General features: G+C 63.2%; 15 protein-coding genes. 3 read left to right on the forward strand and 12 right to left on the reverse strand.

Annotated features, from left to right (window positions below; translation table 11 throughout):
- Positions 1-2 precede the first annotated feature (2 nt).
- The 12 genes from QZ564_RS06925 to QZ564_RS06980 form a co-directional block, all read right to left on the reverse strand.
- Positions 3-1,220: a phosphopentomutase gene (locus QZ564_RS06925; protein ID WP_297106831.1), complete on the reverse strand. Its 1,218-nt coding sequence runs from the start codon at positions 1,218-1,220 to the stop codon at positions 3-5.
- Positions 1,221-1,224: 4 nt separating this feature from the next.
- Positions 1,225-2,547 carry a thymidine phosphorylase gene (gene deoA, locus QZ564_RS06930; RefSeq protein ID WP_297106834.1) on the reverse strand — a complete coding sequence of 441 codons (1,323 nt, stop codon included), beginning with the start codon at positions 2,545-2,547 and terminating at the stop codon, positions 1,225-1,227.
- Between the two features lie 148 nt (positions 2,548-2,695).
- Positions 2,696-5,062 (reverse strand): aldehyde dehydrogenase family protein, encoded by a 2,367-nt coding sequence (locus QZ564_RS06935; protein WP_297106837.1) that lies wholly within the window; start codon positions 5,060-5,062, stop codon positions 2,696-2,698.
- 196 nt (positions 5,063-5,258) lie between these two features.
- The gene (gene deoC, locus QZ564_RS06940) at positions 5,259-6,248 is read right to left on the reverse strand and encodes a deoxyribose-phosphate aldolase (protein ID WP_297106839.1); all 990 of its coding nucleotides are present in this window, start codon (positions 6,246-6,248) and stop codon (positions 5,259-5,261) included.
- Positions 6,245-7,039: a purine-nucleoside phosphorylase gene (locus QZ564_RS06945; protein ID WP_297106842.1), complete on the reverse strand. Its 795-nt coding sequence runs from the start codon at positions 7,037-7,039 to the stop codon at positions 6,245-6,247. The genes deoC and QZ564_RS06945 overlap by 4 nt, the downstream gene beginning before the upstream one ends.
- On the reverse strand, positions 7,036-7,446 hold the full coding sequence (locus QZ564_RS06950) for a cytidine deaminase (protein ID WP_297106845.1): 411 nt from the start codon (positions 7,444-7,446) through the stop codon (positions 7,036-7,038). Before QZ564_RS06950 ends, QZ564_RS06945 begins: the two co-directional genes overlap by 4 nt.
- Before the next feature lie 24 nt (positions 7,447-7,470).
- On the reverse strand, positions 7,471-8,436 hold the full coding sequence (locus tag QZ564_RS06955) for an ABC transporter permease (RefSeq protein WP_297106852.1): 966 nt from the start codon (positions 8,434-8,436) through the stop codon (positions 7,471-7,473).
- Between the two features lie 3 nt (positions 8,437-8,439).
- A complete protein-coding gene (locus QZ564_RS06960) occupies positions 8,440-9,570 on the reverse strand; it encodes an ABC transporter permease (RefSeq protein ID WP_297106855.1) in 1,131 nt (376 codons plus the stop codon).
- On the reverse strand, positions 9,567-11,120 hold the full coding sequence (locus tag QZ564_RS06965) for an ABC transporter ATP-binding protein (protein ID WP_297106858.1): 1,554 nt from the start codon (positions 11,118-11,120) through the stop codon (positions 9,567-9,569). The genes QZ564_RS06960 and QZ564_RS06965 overlap by 4 nt, the downstream gene beginning before the upstream one ends.
- Positions 11,121-11,166: 46 nt before the next feature.
- Positions 11,167-12,171: a BMP family ABC transporter substrate-binding protein gene (locus QZ564_RS06970; protein WP_297106862.1), complete on the reverse strand. Its 1,005-nt coding sequence runs from the start codon at positions 12,169-12,171 to the stop codon at positions 11,167-11,169.
- Positions 12,172-12,349: 178 nt separating this feature from the next.
- Positions 12,350-12,472: a hypothetical protein gene (locus tag QZ564_RS06975; protein WP_297106864.1), complete on the reverse strand. Its 123-nt coding sequence runs from the start codon at positions 12,470-12,472 to the stop codon at positions 12,350-12,352.
- Positions 12,473-12,587: 115 nt separating this feature from the next.
- The gene (locus QZ564_RS06980) at positions 12,588-13,052 is read right to left on the reverse strand and encodes an SRPBCC domain-containing protein (protein ID WP_297106867.1); all 465 of its coding nucleotides are present in this window, start codon (positions 13,050-13,052) and stop codon (positions 12,588-12,590) included.
- Positions 13,053-13,270: 218 nt separating this feature from the next.
- On the opposite strand from QZ564_RS06980, the gene QZ564_RS06985 reads away from it, so the two are divergent.
- Genes QZ564_RS06985 through QZ564_RS06995 form a run of 3 tightly spaced genes read left to right on the forward strand, consistent with a single transcriptional unit; the run spans position 13,271 to position 17,005 of the window.
- Positions 13,271-14,497 carry a cell surface protein gene (locus tag QZ564_RS06985; RefSeq protein ID WP_297106870.1) on the forward strand — a complete coding sequence of 409 codons (1,227 nt, stop codon included), beginning with the start codon at positions 13,271-13,273 and terminating at the stop codon, positions 14,495-14,497.
- A 29-nt stretch (positions 14,498-14,526) separates the two neighbouring features.
- A complete protein-coding gene (locus QZ564_RS06990) occupies positions 14,527-15,465 on the forward strand; it encodes a DUF6384 family protein (protein ID WP_297106873.1) in 939 nt (312 codons plus the stop codon).
- 4 nt (positions 15,466-15,469) lie between these two features.
- Entirely contained in the window at positions 15,470-17,005 is a 1,536-nt protein-coding gene (locus tag QZ564_RS06995) for a hypothetical protein (RefSeq protein ID WP_297106876.1), read from the forward strand.
- The last annotated feature ends 865 nt before the right edge of the window (positions 17,006-17,870 follow it).

A 17,870-nucleotide genomic window follows, 5' to 3' on the forward strand; every position in this document is an offset into this window, starting at 1 on the left:
CGTCACAGGAACGACTTGCCGTGGCGCCCGGGGGGCAGGCCCAGCCAGGCGGCAATGCTTTCTCCTATATCAGCGAAGGTGGGCCGAATGCCAATCTCCGCTGGAAGCAGGGCTGGGGAAAAGACCAGGATCGGCACCTGCTCGCGCGTATGATCGGTACCCGGCCAGGTCGGGTCATTGCCATGGTCGGCGGTGAGGATCAGCAGATCGTCATGGCGCATCGCCGCGATGATCTCGGGCAGGCGAGCATCGAAGAGTTCGAGCGCAGCGGCATAGCCGGGTACGTCCCGGCGATGGCCGTATTCGCTGTCGAAATCGACGAAATTGGTCATGATGAAGGCCCGGTCCGCCGCCATTTCCATGGCTTCGAGGGTGCGGTCGAACAGTTGCGGAATGCCGGTGCCCTTGATCTTGTGGGTAACGCCCGAGCCGGCATAGATGTCGGAAATCTTGCCAATGGCAAAGACCGGATTGCCCGCCGCAGCATTGCGATCGAGCAATGTCGGCTCGGGCGGGGCAATGGCGAAATCGCGGCGATTGCCGGTGCGCTTGAAGGTTTCAGGCGTTTCCCCGACAAAGGGCCTGGCGATAACCCGGCCGATTTTGAGCGGCTCGGTCAATTCGAAGGCCACCCTGCAGATCTCGTAGAGCCGGTCGAGGCCGAAATGGGTCTCGTGCGCGGCGATCTGGAAGACGCTGTCGATCGAGGTGTAGCAGATCGGCTTGCCGGTTCGGATATGCTCCTCACCAAGCTCGGCGATGATGGTCGTGCCCGAGGCATGCTTGTCGCCCAGGATGCCGGGCAGGCCAGTGCGCTTCAAGAATTCGGCGATCAGCTCGGGTGGGAAAGCCGGTTCGGTCTGCGGAAAATAGCCCCATTCGAACGGCACCGGCACGCCGGCGATCTCCCAGTGACCAGAGGGGGTATCCTTGCCCTTGCTGACCTCGCGACCGACACCAAAACGGCCGCCTTTCGGTGCGTCCGAGAGATTGGGCGGCAGAGTGCCGGTGGAGAGCTTGGCCGCGGCCCCAAGACCCATGGCGTCCATGTTCGGCACATGAAGCGGTCCGGAACGCAGACCTTCGCGATCCGCCCTGCCCTGGGCCGCCCATTCGGCAATGTGACCGACCGTGTTCGATCCTTCGTCTCCATAGGCGGCTGCGTCGGGCGCGCCGCCAATACCAACGCTGTCGAGGAGGCACACAATGGCGCGGGGCATGGCGTTACTCCGTTGGTTCGATGCGGCCGGCGATCAGCGGATTGTCCGAAGCTGGCTCGCCCAAGTGATAGGCCCGCATCAAACGCGCTTCGGCATCGGCAGCACTGGCCTCGTCGGCGGCATGGATACGGGCTATGGGAACGCCGGGGCCCACCTGTGCGCCGAGCCCGGCCAGACGATCGAAACCGACGCGATGGTCGATGATATCGGTCGGCGTGGCACGACCACCCCCCAACGCCACCACGGCCATGCCGACGCCACGGGTGTCGATGGTGGCGACTGTGCCCTGGCCCACGGCGAAGACATCGCGGGTGATCGGTGCGGGTGCCAGGTGCCGGTCCATATGCTCGACAAAGTCGGCAGGTCCGCCAAGGGCGGCAACCATGCGGCCGAAATGGTCGGCAGCCGCACCGCTGTCGAGGGCGGTTTCGACCTGCACCTGCGCATCGGCCAGTGAATTGGCCTTTCCAGTCATCAGGGCAATCTCGGCGCAGAGGGCCAGTGTCACCTCACGCAGGCGTGCATCCTGGTGGTCACCGGTGAGGAAATCAACAGCGTTGCGCACCTCGAGCCCATTGCCGGCGGCACTGGCAAGCGGCTCGTTCATGTCGGTGATCAGCGCCCCGGTCTTGAGGCCCGCACCATTGGCAACGCTGACCAGGCTCTGGGCAAGGTCGCGCGACTTCTCCAGTGTCGGCATGAAGGCGCCCGAGCCGGTCTTGACGTCGAGGATCAGCGCATCGAGGCCGGCCGCCAGCTTCTTGGAGAGGATGGAGGCGGTGATCAGGGCGATGGATTCGACCGTACCGGTGACATCGCGAATGGCGTAGAGCGTCTTGTCGGCCGGAGCCAGGTCGGCGGTCTGGCCGATGATGGCACAGCCGGCCTCCTTGACCACCTTGCGGAAGAGCGTGTTGTCGGGCTGGGTCTGGTAGCCGGGGATGGAATCGAATTTGTCGAGCGTGCCGCCGGTATGGCCGAGACCGCGGCCCGAAATCATGGGCACATAGATGCCGATGGCCGCCAGGATCGGCGCCAGCATCAGGGAGACATTGTCGCCCACCCCACCGGTCGAGTGCTTGTCGGCCACCGGACCGTCGAGATCGGACCAGTCGAGCACAGTGCCAGAGTCGCGCATGGCCACAGTCAGCGCCACGCGCTCGTCCATGGTCATGTCCTGAAAATAGACCGCCATCGCAAAGGCGGCCGCCTGGGCATGGGACACCGTGCCATTGGCAAAGCCGGCGATGAACTGGGCGATATCGTCCTTGGCGAGGATTTCGCCATTGCGCTTCTTGAGGATGACTTCTTGCGGGAGGAAAACCATTTTTACGTGCTCGCGTGCCTCGCCCTCGTGGTTCGAGGGTCGCTGCGCTCCCGCCTCACCATGAGGGCTTAGGAAAGCGCCGAGTTCTCGGAGCCCTCATGGTGAGGTGCGAGCGGTTTCGCGAGCCTCGAACCACGAGGGCGGTTGTTCAGGCCCCGTAGGGAATCCACACGTTCTTCACCTGCGTTGCCTTGGCCAGGAAGTAGTCCCCGGCAAACCGCGGATCGGCGAGGTCGTAATAGATACCGCGCGACGTCCAGGTCTGCTTGAGGTTGCCCACCGAGGCCTTTTCGACCATGGCGGCGCCTTCGGCCGAACCCATGAACCACATGCCATCGACACCATCATGCTCGGCCAGGGTCTTGGCGAGGCTGATGCTTTCACCCGTGACGATATTGACCACGCCATTGGGGACGTCGGAGGTTTCCAGCACCTGATAGAAGTCTGTCATCGAGAGCGGGCTGCGCTCCGAGGGCACGAGCACAATCGTGTTGCCCATGGCAATGGCCGGGGCCAGCAGCGCTACTGAGCCGAGCAGCGGGCGGCTGGGTGGCGCGACGATGCCGAGTACGCCGAGCGGCTCGACCAGGGCCGTGGCGATCATGCGCTGGGGCGGGTTGTGGACGGCGCCGTCATATTTGTCGGCCCAGCCAGCAAAGGCGAAGAGCCGTTCGACCGATTGGGCAACCTCATCGCTGCCATCCTCGCCCGTTTGCGCCTTGATGCGGGCGGCAAACTCGTCGCGGCGATAGTCGAGGTTCTCGGCGAGGAAATAGAGGATTTGTGCGCGGGTATGAGCAGCAGTCGTGCCCCAGCTCAGCGCGGCGCGGGCCGCCTCGACGGCGTTGCGGATATCCTTGCGATTGCCGTCGCCGACTTCACCAACCAGCTCGCCCTTGGGGCCAAGAACAGGACGGTTGTAGCCAGAGTCAGGGCGGGCCTGCTTGCCGCCGATATACATTTTCGCGGTCTGGTCGACATGGCCGCTATCGAGCGGATTGGCGGCAGCGGCCTTCACCGGCGCCGGGGCGGGAGCGGCTTTCAGCGTCTTTTCCCAGGCAGGCTTCAAGTAGACAGCCATGCCTTCGCGGCCGCCTTCGCGACCGAAGCCGCTTTCCTTGTAGCCACCAAAGCCAACGGCAGCGTCAAAGTTGTTGGTGCCGTTGATCCAGATGACACCCGCCTTGAGCTTGGGTGCGATATCGAGGGCGAGATTGATATTCTCGCTCCAGAGCGTGGCGGCGAGGCCATATTTGGTGTTGTTGGCGAGGGCCACCGCCTCTTCGGGCGTGCGGAAGCTCATGGCGACCAGCACCGGCCCAAAGATCTCTTCTGAAACCAGCGTATTGGCGGGCGAGACATTGGTGACGAGCGCGGGCTTGAGATAGCAGCCGGCGGGGGGGAGCTGCCCATCTGGCTCATAGACCACAGCGCCTTCGGCCACGCCCTTTTTCATCAGGTCGCGGATGCGTTCGACCTGCACCGGGGCAACCAGCGCGCCGATATCGACGGACTTGTCCAGCGGATCGCCCACGCGCAGCTTTTCCATGCGCGCCTTGACCTTGGCGATGAAGCGCTCCTCGATGCTCTCCTGCACCAGAAGGCGCGAACCGGCGCAACAGACCTGCCCCTGGTTGAACCAGATGGCGTCGACCAGGCCTTCGACGGCGCTGTCGAGATCGGCATCTTCGAAGACGATGTAAGGCGACTTGCCACCCAGTTCGAGCGAGAGCCCCTTGCCCGAACCGGCCGTCGCGGCACGGATGATCTTGCCGACTTCGGTCGAGCCGGTGAAGGCGATTTTGTCGATATCGGGGTGGTTGACGATGGCGGCACCCGTGTCGCCCTCGCCGGTCACGATATTGACTACGCCCTTGGGCAGGCCGACGCGTTCGCAGATTTCGGCGAACAGCAGCGCGGTCAACGAGGTGAACTCGGCGGGTTTCAGGACCACCGTGTTGCCCGCGGCCAGGGCCGGGGCGATCTTCCAGGCCAGCATCAAAAGCGGAAAGTTCCACGGGATGATCTGGCCGCAAACGCCATAGGGCACGTGATCGGGGAACTCGCGGGCGATATGGGTGGCCCAGCCGGCGTGGTGATAGAAATGACGCGCGACTAGCGGAATATCGGCGTCGCGAGTCTCGCGGATCGGCTTGCCATTGTCCATGCTCTCAAGCACGGCAAAGAGCCGCGAATGCTTCTGGATCATGCGGGCGACGGCATAGAGATATTTGCCGCGCTCATAACCGGAAAGCGCGCTCCAGCCCTTGAACGCAGCGCGGGCCGCTTTCACTGCCGCATCGACATCGGCCGCCGTGCCATCGGTGATCTCGGCCAGCGAGGCGCCGGTGGCCGGATTGTCGGCGGTAAAGGTCTTGCCCGGCTTGGTCCATTTGCCATCGATGAAATGGCCGAACTTGCGGCCCTTGCTGTCGAGCCAGGCAATGGCCTGATCGGGCGCCTCGGGCGCCGGGCCGTATTCAAGGCTATCAAAGATTTGCGCGATCTTGTTCATTTCGGGTCCTCCCGAGGCGCGGTTTCACCCGGCCCCCCGTCCTTCGAGGCTCGCTTCGCTCATACCTCAGGATGAGGGCCTGCGGAGCATTCGTTCGCTTCGCTCTCGCCTCAAGATGAGGGCCTGCGGAGCATTTGGGAGCCCTCATGGTGAGGTGCGCGGCGCGCCGCGCCTCGAACCACGAGAGCGGATTGCATCACACCATCGGTTGCCTGTAGTCCGCCGCATAATGCCCGGTCAGGCCATGCTCAAGCTGCCGCTCGATATCCGTCAGCAGGCTCGACGCGCCGAAGCGGAAGAGATGCGGCTGCAACCAGTGAGCACCGAGCTCTTCCTTCATCAGCGCCATATATTTGAGCGCGTCGCCGGCCGTGGCGATGCCGCCGGCGGGCTTGTAGCCGATCTCGATGCCGGTCTCCTCGGCGAACCAACGGATCATGCGGATCATGGTCAGCGAGGTGACGAGATTGGCATTGACCTTTTCCTTGCCGGTCGAGGTCTTGATGAAATCGGCGCCGGCCAGCATGCAGACCAGCGAGGCCTTGGCGATATTGGTTTGCGTGGCCAGCTCACCGGTCCCGAGGATGGTCTTGATATGCGCTTCGCCGCAGGCCTTGCGGAAAGCCTTGACCTGATCGTAGAGCGCCTGCCAGTCACCACGCAGCACCATGCCGCGCTCGATGACGATGTCGATCTCCTTGGCGCCGTCCTTCACCGAAGCCTCGATCTCGGCGATCTTGGTTTCGACCGGCGCCAGGCCATGCGGGAAAGCGGTGGAGACGGCGGCAACCGGAATGCCACTGCCCTCAAGAGCCTTCACAGCGGTGTGGACGAAGGTGTGATAGACGCAGACTGCGCCGGGCAGGATGCGCCGATTGCCCATGCCCAATTGCTCGAGGATGTCCCGGCGGATGGGGTTGCGGGCCTTGGCGCAGAGACGCTCGACCCGGCCATCGGTATCATCGGCATTGAGCGTGGTCAGGTCGATCATGGTGATCGCCTTCAATAGCCAGGCGAGCTGGTAATCCTTCTTGACCGTGCGGCGCGCGCCGATGGTGCCGGCGCGGCGTTCCAGCGCCGAGCGGTTCATGCGCACGCGCTCGACCCAGTCGAGATCAAGCGGATAGCCCGGATTGCGCTTGTGCACGGGCTCGGTGGTGGTGTTGTCGACGACCTTGAGACTCATAGTTCCTCCACCAGTGCGGGGATCAGTTTCTTGAGTTTTTCAGCCCCCTGAACAGCCATCAGCTTGGTGTGCTCATGGCTGATACTCTCGTTCGACAGGCCCGCGCCCATATTGGTGATGGACGAGCAGGCCCAGACCTTCATGCCCAGGAAACGCCCGAGAATGACTTCGGGTGCCGTGGACATGCCGACGGCATTGGCGCCCAGGCGGATCGCCATCTGGATTTCGGCCACGGTCTCGAAACTGGGGCCAGAATACCAGAGATAGACCCCCTCCCCCAGCGCATAGTCGAAACGCTGGGCCAGTTCGGTCGCCTTGGCGCGCAGGTCCAGGTCATAGCAATTGACCATGTTCACAAAGCGGCGGTCAGTCGGCTCACCGATCAACGGGTTCATGCCGGCATAGTTGATGTGATCGGCGATCAGCATCAGGTCGCCGGGCCGGAAGCGCTCGTCCAGCGATCCGGCCGAATTGGTCAGCAGCAGCGTCTGGGCGCCCAGTTCGGCCATCGCTTCCAGCGCCGGGCGCATGGCGGCGGCATTGCCGTGCTCATAATAGTGCTCACGGCCGGTCAGCACCGCAACGCGCTTGCCACCCATATGGCCGATGATGAGGTCGCGGCCATGGCCAGATACGCCACCGCCCGGAAAGCCCTTCAATTCCGCATAGGGAATGGTGATGCGGTCTTCCATCAATTCACCGATGGCGGACAGCCCCGAGCCCAGCACGATGGCGGCGGCGATCGGCTCCTTGCCGGCGATCTTGCGGATGGTCTTTGCGGCCTTGCTCATTTTCCCAGGAACTCCGGACCAAAGGAATGAGGCAGCAATTGCCCCAGGGTCTGCACCAGCGGGGCGCCATCGACGCCGTGCGACACCACTTCGACATCAAGATCGGCGAATTCGCGGATGCGCTGACGGCAACCGCCGCAGGGGGTAACCGGCGTCGCCCCCGGGCCGGTGACGTATATCCGCCGGATGCGCTTGCCCCCGCCCGCGAGCATGGCCGCAATGGCGCTGGGCTCGGCACAATTGCCCACCGGATAGGCGGCGTTCTCGACATTGCAGCCGGCATAGATCTTGCCGTCATCGGCCAGGATGGCCGCGCCCACCTGAAACTTTGAGTAGGGCGCATAGGCCCTGGCGCGCACGGCCTCGGCGGCCTCGAACAGGGCCTTGTCGGTGTCTTGCATGGTCATCGCTTTCGGCGCCAGGCTCCCGGCCTAGCGCTCCTTTGTGTACGGTACGCCGCCGGCCTTTGGACCCACGGCCTTGCCGATAAAGCCGGCGAGCAGCACCACGGTCAGCACATAGGGCAGCGCCTGGATGGCCTGGACCGGAATTTCGATCCCGCCCAGCTCGGCGCCCTGCAGGCGGATCTGCAGCGCATCCAGGAAGCCGAACAGCAGGCAGGTGAACATGGCCGGCACCGGCTTCCACTTGGCAAAGATCAACGCGGCCAGCGCGATAAAGCCCTTGCCGGCGGTCATGTTGTTGCCAAAGCCAGAGCCTTGGGCAATGGAGAAATAAGCGCCGGCAAAACCGCAGAGCAGCCCGGTGATCAGCACCGCCTGATAGCGCAGGCGATTGACCGAAATGCCGGCCGTGTCGACTGCCTTGGGGTTTTCGCCCACTGCACGCAGGCGCAGGCCGAAGCGGGTGCGGTAAAGCACATAGGCGGTGATCGGCACGGCCAGGAAGGCGACATAGACCAGAATATAGTGGCCCGAAATCAGCTCCTGATAGATGGGGCCGACGACTGGTATCTGGCCGATCTGCGGGGCAAAGGGCAGCTCCACCGTGCCGAAGCGCCCATCCGCACTCAGTTGCGGGGTGCGGCCACCCTGGCGGAACCATTGCTGGCCCAGAAAAGTCGTCAGGCCAGCGGCCAGCATGTTGATGGCCACACCCGCGATCAGCTGGTTGCCCTTGAGCGAGATGGCCGCCGCGCCCTGCAGCGATGCCGTCATGATCGAGACGATGAGTGCTGCCAATAGGCCAGCCCAGGCCGAACCGGTAACGGCGGCGACCGCCCCGGCGGCGAAGGCTGCCATCAGCATCTTGCCTTCCAGCCCGATGTCGAAGACGCCGGAGCGTTCCGAATAGAGCCCGGCCAGACAGGCCAGCAGCAGGGGTGTCGAGAGACGTATCGTGGCGTCCAGAAGCGAGAGAACCGTTGCGAATTCCATGGCTCAGCTCTCCGACTTGACGGTACCGCGCGCGACGGCCTCCGCCTTTTGCTCAGGCGAAAGCAGCATCAGCGTACGTTGCAGGCCGGGCCGGAACAGCCCTTCCATGGCACCGGTAAACAGGATCACGAGCGCCTGGATGATCACCACCATCTCGCGGGTCAGGCCGGGCACCACATATTGCAGCTCGTTGCCGCCCTGATAGAGCGCGCCGAACAGCAACGCGGCCAGACCGATACCGATGGGGTGATTGCGCCCCATCAGCGCCACGGCAATGCCGACGAAGCCGGCATCGGCGACAAAGTCGAGCACCAGCCGGTTCTGCACCCCCATGACCTCGTTCAGCGCCACCATGCCGGCCAGCGCGCCCGAAAGCGTCATGGTGATCATGATGGTCTTGGAATTGGAAATGCCGGCATAGCGGGAAGCGGTGGGGTTGAAGCCCAGCGTGCGCAGGGCATAGCCGAATTTGGTATGCCAGATCAGCACATAGACAGCGACCAGGGCCACCAGGGCCACGAAGATCGAAAGATTGACCGGGGTGTGCTGGAATGGCCCGAAGAACTCGCCCAGCTTGGGCAGGCGTCCTCCTTCGGCGAAGGTGCGCGATTCCGGGCCCATGATATTGGCCGGCTTGAACACGCGGTTGAGCATATAGACCATGATCGCCGAAGCGATGAAATTGAACATGATCGTGGTGATGACCACGTGGCTGCCGCGCTTGGCCTGCAACCAGCCGGGGATGAAGGCCCAGAGCCCGCCCATGAAGGCGGCAGCCAGAAAGGCCAGCGGGGCGACGATCAGCCAATGGGTCTGGTCGAGCGCGAGCGCCACGGTGGCCACCCCAAGGCCGGCGATATAGGCTTGCCCATTGCCGCCGATATTGAAAAGTCCGGCATGGGCGGCAACGGCCACGGCAAGGCCGGTGAAGACGAAGTTGGTGGCGTAATAGAGCGTATAGCCGATATTGAAGCCGTTACCGAAGGCACCGACGACGATGGCCTGCATGGCCACCAGCGGGTTCTGCCCGATCATCAGCACCACAAGGCCCGAAACCACAAAGGCCAGCAACAGGTTGAGCAGTGGCAGCAGGACCACATCGGCCCAGCGCGGCAGGGGACGCAGCGCACTCATTCCGCCGCCTCCTTGTTGGCAATACCGGCCATCATCAGCCCCAATTCGCCCTCGGTGGCCGTGGCCGGATCGGCCTCGCCCACAATTGTGCCGTCGAACATCACCAGGATGCGGTCAGCAAGGGAGCGGATTTCGTCGAGCTCGACCGAAACGAGCAGAATGGCCTTGCCGGCGTCACGCATCTTGATGATCTGGTTATGGATGAATTCGATGGCCCCGATGTCGACGCCGCGGGTCGGCTGACCAACCACCAGCACATCCGGATTGCGTTCCATTTCGCGGGCCAGCACGATCTTCTGCTGGTTGCCGCCGGAAAACAGCGAACTCTTGAGATTGATATTGGCCGGACGCACGTCGAAGGTGGCAATGCGCTCGGCGGCCTGCTTCTTGACGGCGGCAATGTCGAGGAGGGCACCGCCATATTCGGGGCTGTTGTGATAGCCCAGAATGGAGTTCTCCCATTCGGCGAATTGGGTGACCAGACCCATGCGCTGGCGATCCTCGGGCACATGGGCCAATCCGCCGGCCCGGGCCCGCGCTGCCCCATCGTCGCCGCGCAAATGCATCTCGTTGCCGTTGAGCAGGACCTTGCCCGATTTCTGGTCGCGCATGCCGGTGATGGCCTCGAGCAGTTCGGACTGGCCATTGCCGGAAACACCCGCGATACCGACGATCTCGCCGGCCCGCACGGAAAAGCTCACATCCTTGACCCGGACCACGCCCATATCGTCGGCGACGGTCAGGTTCTGGACCTCCAGCAGGGTCTTGCCGGGATTGGCCGGGCCCTTTTCGACGCGCAGCAGCACCCGGCGCCCCACCATCAGCTCGGCGAGCTGCTCGGGGTTGGTCTCGGAGGTCTTGAGCGTATCGACCATCTCGCCCTGGCGCATGACCGAGACATAGTCGGTGATGGCCATGATCTCGCGCAGCTTGTGAGTAATCAGGATCACTGTCTTGCCCTGAGCGCGCAAGGTCTCGAGCACGCGGAACAGGTCGTCCGCTTCCTTGGGCGTCAGCACGCCGGTGGGCTCGTCCAGAATAAGGGTTTCGGCGCCGCGATAGAGCGCCTTCAGGATTTCGACGCGCTGCTGCTGGCCCACCGAAATGTCTTCGATGATGGCGTCTGGGTCGACCTCGAGCTCGTATTCGCGCTCAAGCTGGTCCAGTTCCCGGCGGGCGCGGTCGAGGCTGGGCTTGATGAAGCCGGAGTCCTCGGCGCCGAGCACGACGTTCTCAAGGACGGAGAAATTGTCGACCAGCATGAAGTGCTGGTGCACCATGCCGATACCGAGCGCCAATGCGTGGCGGCTGTCGGTGATGTGGGCGACTTCGCCATTGACGCGGATCGTGCCGCTGTCGGCGGTGTAGAAGCCATAAAGGATCGACATCAGGGTCGATTTGCCAGCGCCATTCTCGCCCACGATACCGTGGATGGTCCCGCGCCTGACCTTGAGGTCGATGTCCTTGTTGGCGTGGACTGCACCAAAGCGCTTGTTGATCTTTTCAAGCTCGATGGCCCAGCTGTCTGCCGGTGCAGAAGCAGCGGCCATTGAAGGCCGCTGCGGGTTGTTGGTGTCGCTGCTCATCGCCTTTGGCTTAGACGGGGCAGGTCGAGTCGGTCGTGTAGTCGTGGACTTCGATCTCGCCGGCAATGATCTTTGCCTTGAGATCGTCGACGGTGGCCATCATCTCGTCGGTGATCAGGTCCTGGTTGTGCTCGTCGACCGAATAGCCAACGCCTTCTTCGGCCAGACCAAGAACCGTCAGGCCCGGCTTGAAGGTGGCATCATCGGCAGCCTCGGTCATGGCCGTCTGCACGGCAACGTCGACGCGCTTGAGCATGGAGGTCAGCACCGAGCCGGGGTGCAGATAGTTCTGGTTGCTATCGACGCCGATCGAGTACTCGCCGGCATCGGCCATGGCCTGCAGCACGCCCAGGCCCGAGCCACCGGCAGCGGCGAAGACGATATCGGCGCCCTGGTCCATGGCGGCCTTGGCGAGTTCGCCGGCGGTGACCGGGTCATTCCAGGCGGCAGGGGTGGTGCCCGTATAGCTTTCGATCAGGGTGGCGTCGGCATTGACGGCCTTGGCGCCCTGGGCATAGCCACAATAGAACTTGTGGATCAGCGGAACGTCCATGCCGCCCACGAAGCCGAGCGTGCCGGATTCGGACTTGAGCGCGGCGAGCGCGCCGACCAGGAAGGAACCGGTGTGCTCGTCGAACAGGATCGACTGCACATTGGGCTGGTCCACAACGGTGTCGATGACGACGAAGTTGGTATCGGGGAATTCAGGGGCAACGGCTTCCAGCGCGGCGGTCCACATGAAACCGGCCATCACGATGGGGTTGGCACCCTGACCGGCAAAGCGGCGCAGGGCCTGCTCGCGCTGCGCATCGTTCTGCAGCTCGAGATCCATGTAGTTGCCACCGGTCTCGGCCTTCCAGGCCTCGGCACCGTTGAACGCGGCCTCGTTGAAGGATTTGTCGAACTTGCCACCCAGGTCATAGATGACGGCGGGATCGGCAAGAGCAGCACCGGTGAGCACAGCGCTCAGTGCGACGCCGCCAGCGATGGCCTTGGTAAGGGTCGAAAATTTCATTGATTGTATCTCCCTGTCTCGCACCAGCACCGGAGCCATGCCCCGAGGGTCAATCTGTGTGCGCTAACGGAAGATAAAATCCTGCAATGGCTTCGCCCGCAAGAGGGAAGGCGCAAATTTTTGCCAATTGGTCAAAAATGATCGTTAAGCCCGCCATTCGGGCCGATGTGGAGGAGCGCTAGAAGCGCGTCAGCAGCGCCTGAAACATCTGCCCCAGGTCGATATCGGCGAACAGGGTCACCAGCACGGCCGCGGCTGCGATGACATAAAGGGCGATACTGTCTCGGGTTTGGGAGGACATGGTTGGATTTGAAACAAATTGCGTTGAACCTCGTCCTCTCTAGCCGATCCGGCGCGGCAAAATCATGGCCGAGTTGCGCCGGATTTGGACGTGGTTAAGCAAATCTGAACGCCGGTCAAACCGGACCCAGCGGCTCGATCTCGGCGCCCATGGCGGCAGCGAAGCGCTCGAAGAAACCGTCGATGACTTTCTGGGCGGAATTGCCGATCACCGCCTTGCCCAGTTTCATGATCTGGCCCGACGCACCGCCCTTGGCCGTGAAGGACAGCAGGGTCCCGGGGCCGTCATCGGCAAGCACGATATCGGCCGCGCCCTCTGCCAATCCCAGCAGCCCGCCCTTGCCCCTTCCAGCCAGGGTATAGCTGGCGGCTGGGACCACATCGGAGAGCACCAGTTCGCCTTTGAAACTGGGTTTGACCACGCCCAGATTGACAGTGATCGCCAGGTCGAGCGTGTCCGGACCGGTCCAGCCAATATGGCTGCAGCCGGGGATGGCCGCCTTGAGCATATCGGGGTCGTTGAGCGCCGCCCAAACCGCCATCCGGCCGGCTGCAATGCGATAGCGTCCGCCGAAATCCATCAGTGCGTCCGCCCCGCCCGAACCGGGCTTGAATCGAAACCGACATGGAGAGTGTTCATGGTGCAGGTCTTGCTTCTTTACGTGCGGCTTTTTCGCACCAATATGGACTAAATAGTTGCCGGAACGCGCAGTTGCAATTGTCAGGCGGGGCGGCAGACGCAATCTAGGATGTGCCGGCGGCTTCGCCAGATCGGCCTTATCTTTTGAGGGAGACAGGGATGACCGAACCAGTGACCACCGCCGCGCCAACCGCAGCACCGACCGTTTCGGTGCTGGCAGAAAAGCCGCTCCAGTATCTGGACAAGGCGGTCAACGCGATCCGCGACCTGGGCATCTGGCCGGAAAACCAGGCCGAGGCACCGATCACCGGTCTTCTCCAGCAGATCACCGAACTGGATGAAACCCGCGTCATCCTGATCGGCCGCACCCTCTCACAGGCAAGCGCCTTCAACGAGGTGGTGCGCGAACAGGTTGCCGCCATGAAGATCGGCGAGCGCTATGAGGACATCACCAAGGGCTTCGATTCCATCCGCGACGATGCCAAGGGCATGGTCGACCAGCTCCAGGACAACAAGATTGACCTGTTCGAGCGGGCCTCCAATGTGTGGATGAAGGTCAGCCGTGGCGACATTGCCACGCGCTTCAACAAGATCCGCGACACCTATCTCGAAGTCACCTCGGATACCAAGGACCAGATCGACCGCGAACACACCATTCTGGAAGCCTATCGCGACTTCCGCGGCGCGCTGAAGCAGTCCGAAGTGATGGCGCTCGAAGTGCTGCAGACCGCTGAGGCGCGCCTCAAGGAAAAGAAGGACATCCTGCAGAAGGCCGCCGACGAGCTGGCTACCTATGCCGGCGACGTTCCGGCCGACCGGGCGCGGCTGGAAATGGCGCGCGACGAACGCCTGCGCGAAATGCAGAACGAAGAAAAGCGCTATCAGATCGCCAAGGACCTCTCGGACAATCTGACCATTTCCTACAACACCTCCGAAGTGGTGATGGCCCGGCTGATGCAGACGACCAACGCCAAGGAGCGCGTCTATCAGCAGTCGATTTCGTTCTTCTCGACCAATGAAACCGTGCTGACGGCCCTCTCTGCCTCGTTCACCGGCATGTTCGGCCTGCATGAGAGCACCGAGACGCTCAATGCCATGAAGGAAGGCATGAGCAAGTCGCTCGAAACCCTTTCGGAGATCGGGGACAAAGTGCAGGAAGAGGCGATCAAGGCCGGCTATGGCCCGACCGTGCGCGCCGATGCGGTCAAGAAGCTGGTCGATAGTGTCGTCAACTTCCAGGAGAAAAGCCGCGGCATCATTAATGAGATGCGCGTGGCCTCGACCAAGAACTCGGCAGAAATCCGCGATGCCGTGGAAGATGGCAAGCGGCGCCTGGCGACGCTGGCGGCAGAGGGTAATGCCCTGTTGCTCGAAACCAAGAGCTGAATCGGCAGCGCGACTGGCACGGGCATCGCATGAGTAAAGCGTCGGCGACACAGGCCGCCCCCCTGGATGAGGTGATGCTGGCGATGGACGTGGTCGACACGCTCCGTCACCGGCAGGATCTGGTCACCCGCGAGCTGGACGGCGTAGCGCGCGAGAAGCAGCTGATTGAAAAGCTGCGGGCGCTCTACCACCAGCAGGGCATTGAGGTGCCCGACCATATCCTGAAGGAAGGTGTCTCGGCACTGGCCGAGAGCCGCTTCACCTACGAGCCCCCCGCCCCCGGGCTGGGTACGACGCTGGCGCGGCTTTACGTGGGGCGCAAGACGTGGGGCCGGCCGGTGCTGGTGGCGCTCGGTGTGCTGCTGGTGGCCGGCATCGGCTATTTCGGCCTCTGGCAGCCCTATCAGCGCGGCCAGGCCGAACAGGCCCAGCTCGAACTGAGCCAAGGCCTGCCCGCTGAGATGGATGCGCTCTATCAGACCATCTACGAAGAAACCAAGGTGCAGCAGGCCGTGACCGAGGCCGAGGCGCTGGTCGAACGCGGCAAGGCTTTTGCCTCCGAGGGCAACCGGACCGGGGCCGAGGACGCCGTGGCACGGCTCGAGGCCCTGCGCGACCAGTTGCGGCTGGAATATACCCTCCGGGTCGTCAACCGCCAGGGTGTGCAATCCGGCTTCTGGACCTTCCCGGAGATCAATACCGACGCCACCAATTATTATGTGGTGGTCGAAGCGCTGGACCCGGATGGCAATGCGTTGACCTTGCCCATTCTCAACGAAGAGAGCGGCGAGACCGAAGCGGTCGATATCTGGGGCGTGCGCGTGCCGGAGAGTGTCTATGACGCCGTGGCGGCGGACAAACGTGATGACGGGATCATCCAGGCCAATATCATGGGCCGGAAGTCGGATGGCTTCCTGGATGTGGAATATGCCGTGCCGGTCTTGGGCGGCGCGGTGACCAGGTGGTAGGCGCATGAGCATTCGCGGACCCCAAGCGCTGGCAAGCCTGGAAGAAGCCATGCGCGACATTCGGCGCGAAGAGGACGAATTGTCCAAGCGCGTCTCACGGGCGGCCGAGCGGGCCAGCAAGATCCGCGAGCACGAGGCGGAGCTGTTCCGCCAGCTCGCCCGGCTGCGGCTCGATCCCGCGGTCCAGTCGCAACTGGATGGAGAGATTTCGGCCGCCGAAGCCAGGGCGCGCGACACGCTCAAGGCCCATTCCAAGGATGTAGGGAAGGCCGAAAAGGCAATCAGTGCGCTTGACGCCCGCCGCGCCGAACTGACCGACAAACGTGCTGCGGCGATCGCTGCCCTCGAGGAGCAGCAGGACCAGTTGAACGCGCTGACCGCAGTGCAGGTCGAAAAGCTGGCTGCCGATCCGGCCTATGCCGCCAAACGCGCCGAGACCGAAGAGCTGGACAGGATTGCCGAGCAATCCATGCGCAAGACCGAAATGGCGGAGGCTGATCGCGAGGAGAAGGGCCGACCCTATCGGGAGGACCCGCTGTTCATGTATCTGTGGGACGCCGGCTTTGGCACCTCCAGCTACAAGGCGGGCAATCTCACCCGCTATCTGGATGGTCTGGTGGCCGATCTGGTGGGTTTCGCCAAGGCGCGCCCGAACTTCGCCATGCTCAACGAAATCCCGATGCGGCTGCGCGAGCATGCCGAACGCCAGGAAGCCAGGGTCACCGCCGCCGAGGCCGAACTGGCGGCCATGGAAGTTGCGGCCGTCGATGCTGCGGGCGGCAAGCCGCTGCGCCAGGCCATCGCGGCGGGACAGACGAGCATCGAGACGCTCGACGCCGAAATCGCGCGGGTCGAAGACGAGCGCGACGCGGCGGCCGAGGCCCTGCAAATTCTGGCCGAAGGCAAGGACCCGGCCTTTGAAGGGGCGGCCGCCGAATTGGCTGCGGCGCTGGGGCGCGAAGATATCAGGACATTGCTGGCCGAGGCCCGCCAGACGCAGACCGGGCAGGACGACACTTTGGTGGCCCAGATCGACGAGGCCCGCACCCGGCTGCGCGAGGAGGAAGAGGAGAGCCGCGAGCAGCGCGAACGGCTCAAGACCCTCGCCGCGCGCCGGCGCGAACTCGAAGACATCCAGTGGGAATTCAAGAAGCAGCGCTTTGATGATCCCGGGTCCAGCTTCAAGGAAGACCGGCTGGTGGGAGACCTCCTCAACGACTTCCTGCGCGGCGGCATTTCGGCGGCCAGCTATTGGGACCAGTGGCGCAAGAGCCAGAACTGGGCGCCAGGCAGCGAATGGGGCGCCGGCTACCGGCCGACCCGTCAATCGCGCGCCAGCAATCCCTGGCCGCCCAGCGGTGGCGGTTTTCAGTGGCCCGACAGCAGCATCGGCGGCAGCGGCCGCAAGAACAAGCCATCAAGTGGCGGGTTCGGCGGCGGCTGGGGCGGCGGTTCGTCCGGCGGCGGGTTTTCACGACCGCGCACCGGTTCGTCCGGCTCGCGCAAGCATGGCGGGTTCAAGACGGGCGGGGGGTTTTAGGCGCCGGCAGGCGGTGTCTATTTTGGGGTGGTTTTCTGCCGGTCGGCTATTGGCAGATTTTCCCCGTAAGCAGACTATGCCAGTTAAGTCTTGGAGTCTGGGCCTGTGACACTAATAGTTCTGGCATTTCTGACCATACCCATCCAGTTGTTTGGGTATGCCACCACCTGCACGCAAGGCGATAGCGGCAGTGCATTAGCGAGTTCGGCCATCTCGGGCACGCTCCTGTTCGCTATGGCAGTTTTCCTATTACGCAGAGGGGCTTCAAATGGACTGGGGACCATTCCGCTAGTGTTCACTGCTATATTGCTCGTCGGGACGCTTGCATCCACTTCTTCTATTTGGCTCGGAACGATTAGGTACGGCACACCATGCGGCTCCGATTTCGCGTTCTATGCCCTTGAGGTGCCAGACCGGGCCGTAATTCTCCTTAGCTATCTGGCGCTTCCCATACTAAATGTTGCCCTCTGCTTGACGCTGTTGGCCCGAAAGCTTTCCGTGCCGAAATCGCCTACCTGAACAGTCGGTTTTGGCAACCAAAACACGCTCGTACTATGACCCCAATGGGGTCGACAACGGACCTTCCGCTTTGATCCGTTCCCTCCCACTCCACCGGCTGTCATCCCGGGCTTGACCCGGGGCCCATCCTGAGATGGTGCGGCGGACGTTGCAGGCGCTCGGTACACTTGGCGTCGCCCCAAGATGGGCCCCGGCTTTCGCCGGGGTGACAGCCGGTGGTTGCGAATGGGTTTGGGATCACCTCACCTGTTCTTTTTATCCCCGGTGCCAAAACCTCCCGCATAATGCCCTCATTCCTCTCGCGATAGGGCGGCCTGCAGCGACCAGTGGCGGGAGGGAAAGCCGG

It is taken from the genome of uncultured Devosia sp., from assembly GCF_913055165.1.
Lineage (GTDB): Bacteria > Pseudomonadota > Alphaproteobacteria > Rhizobiales > Devosiaceae > Devosia.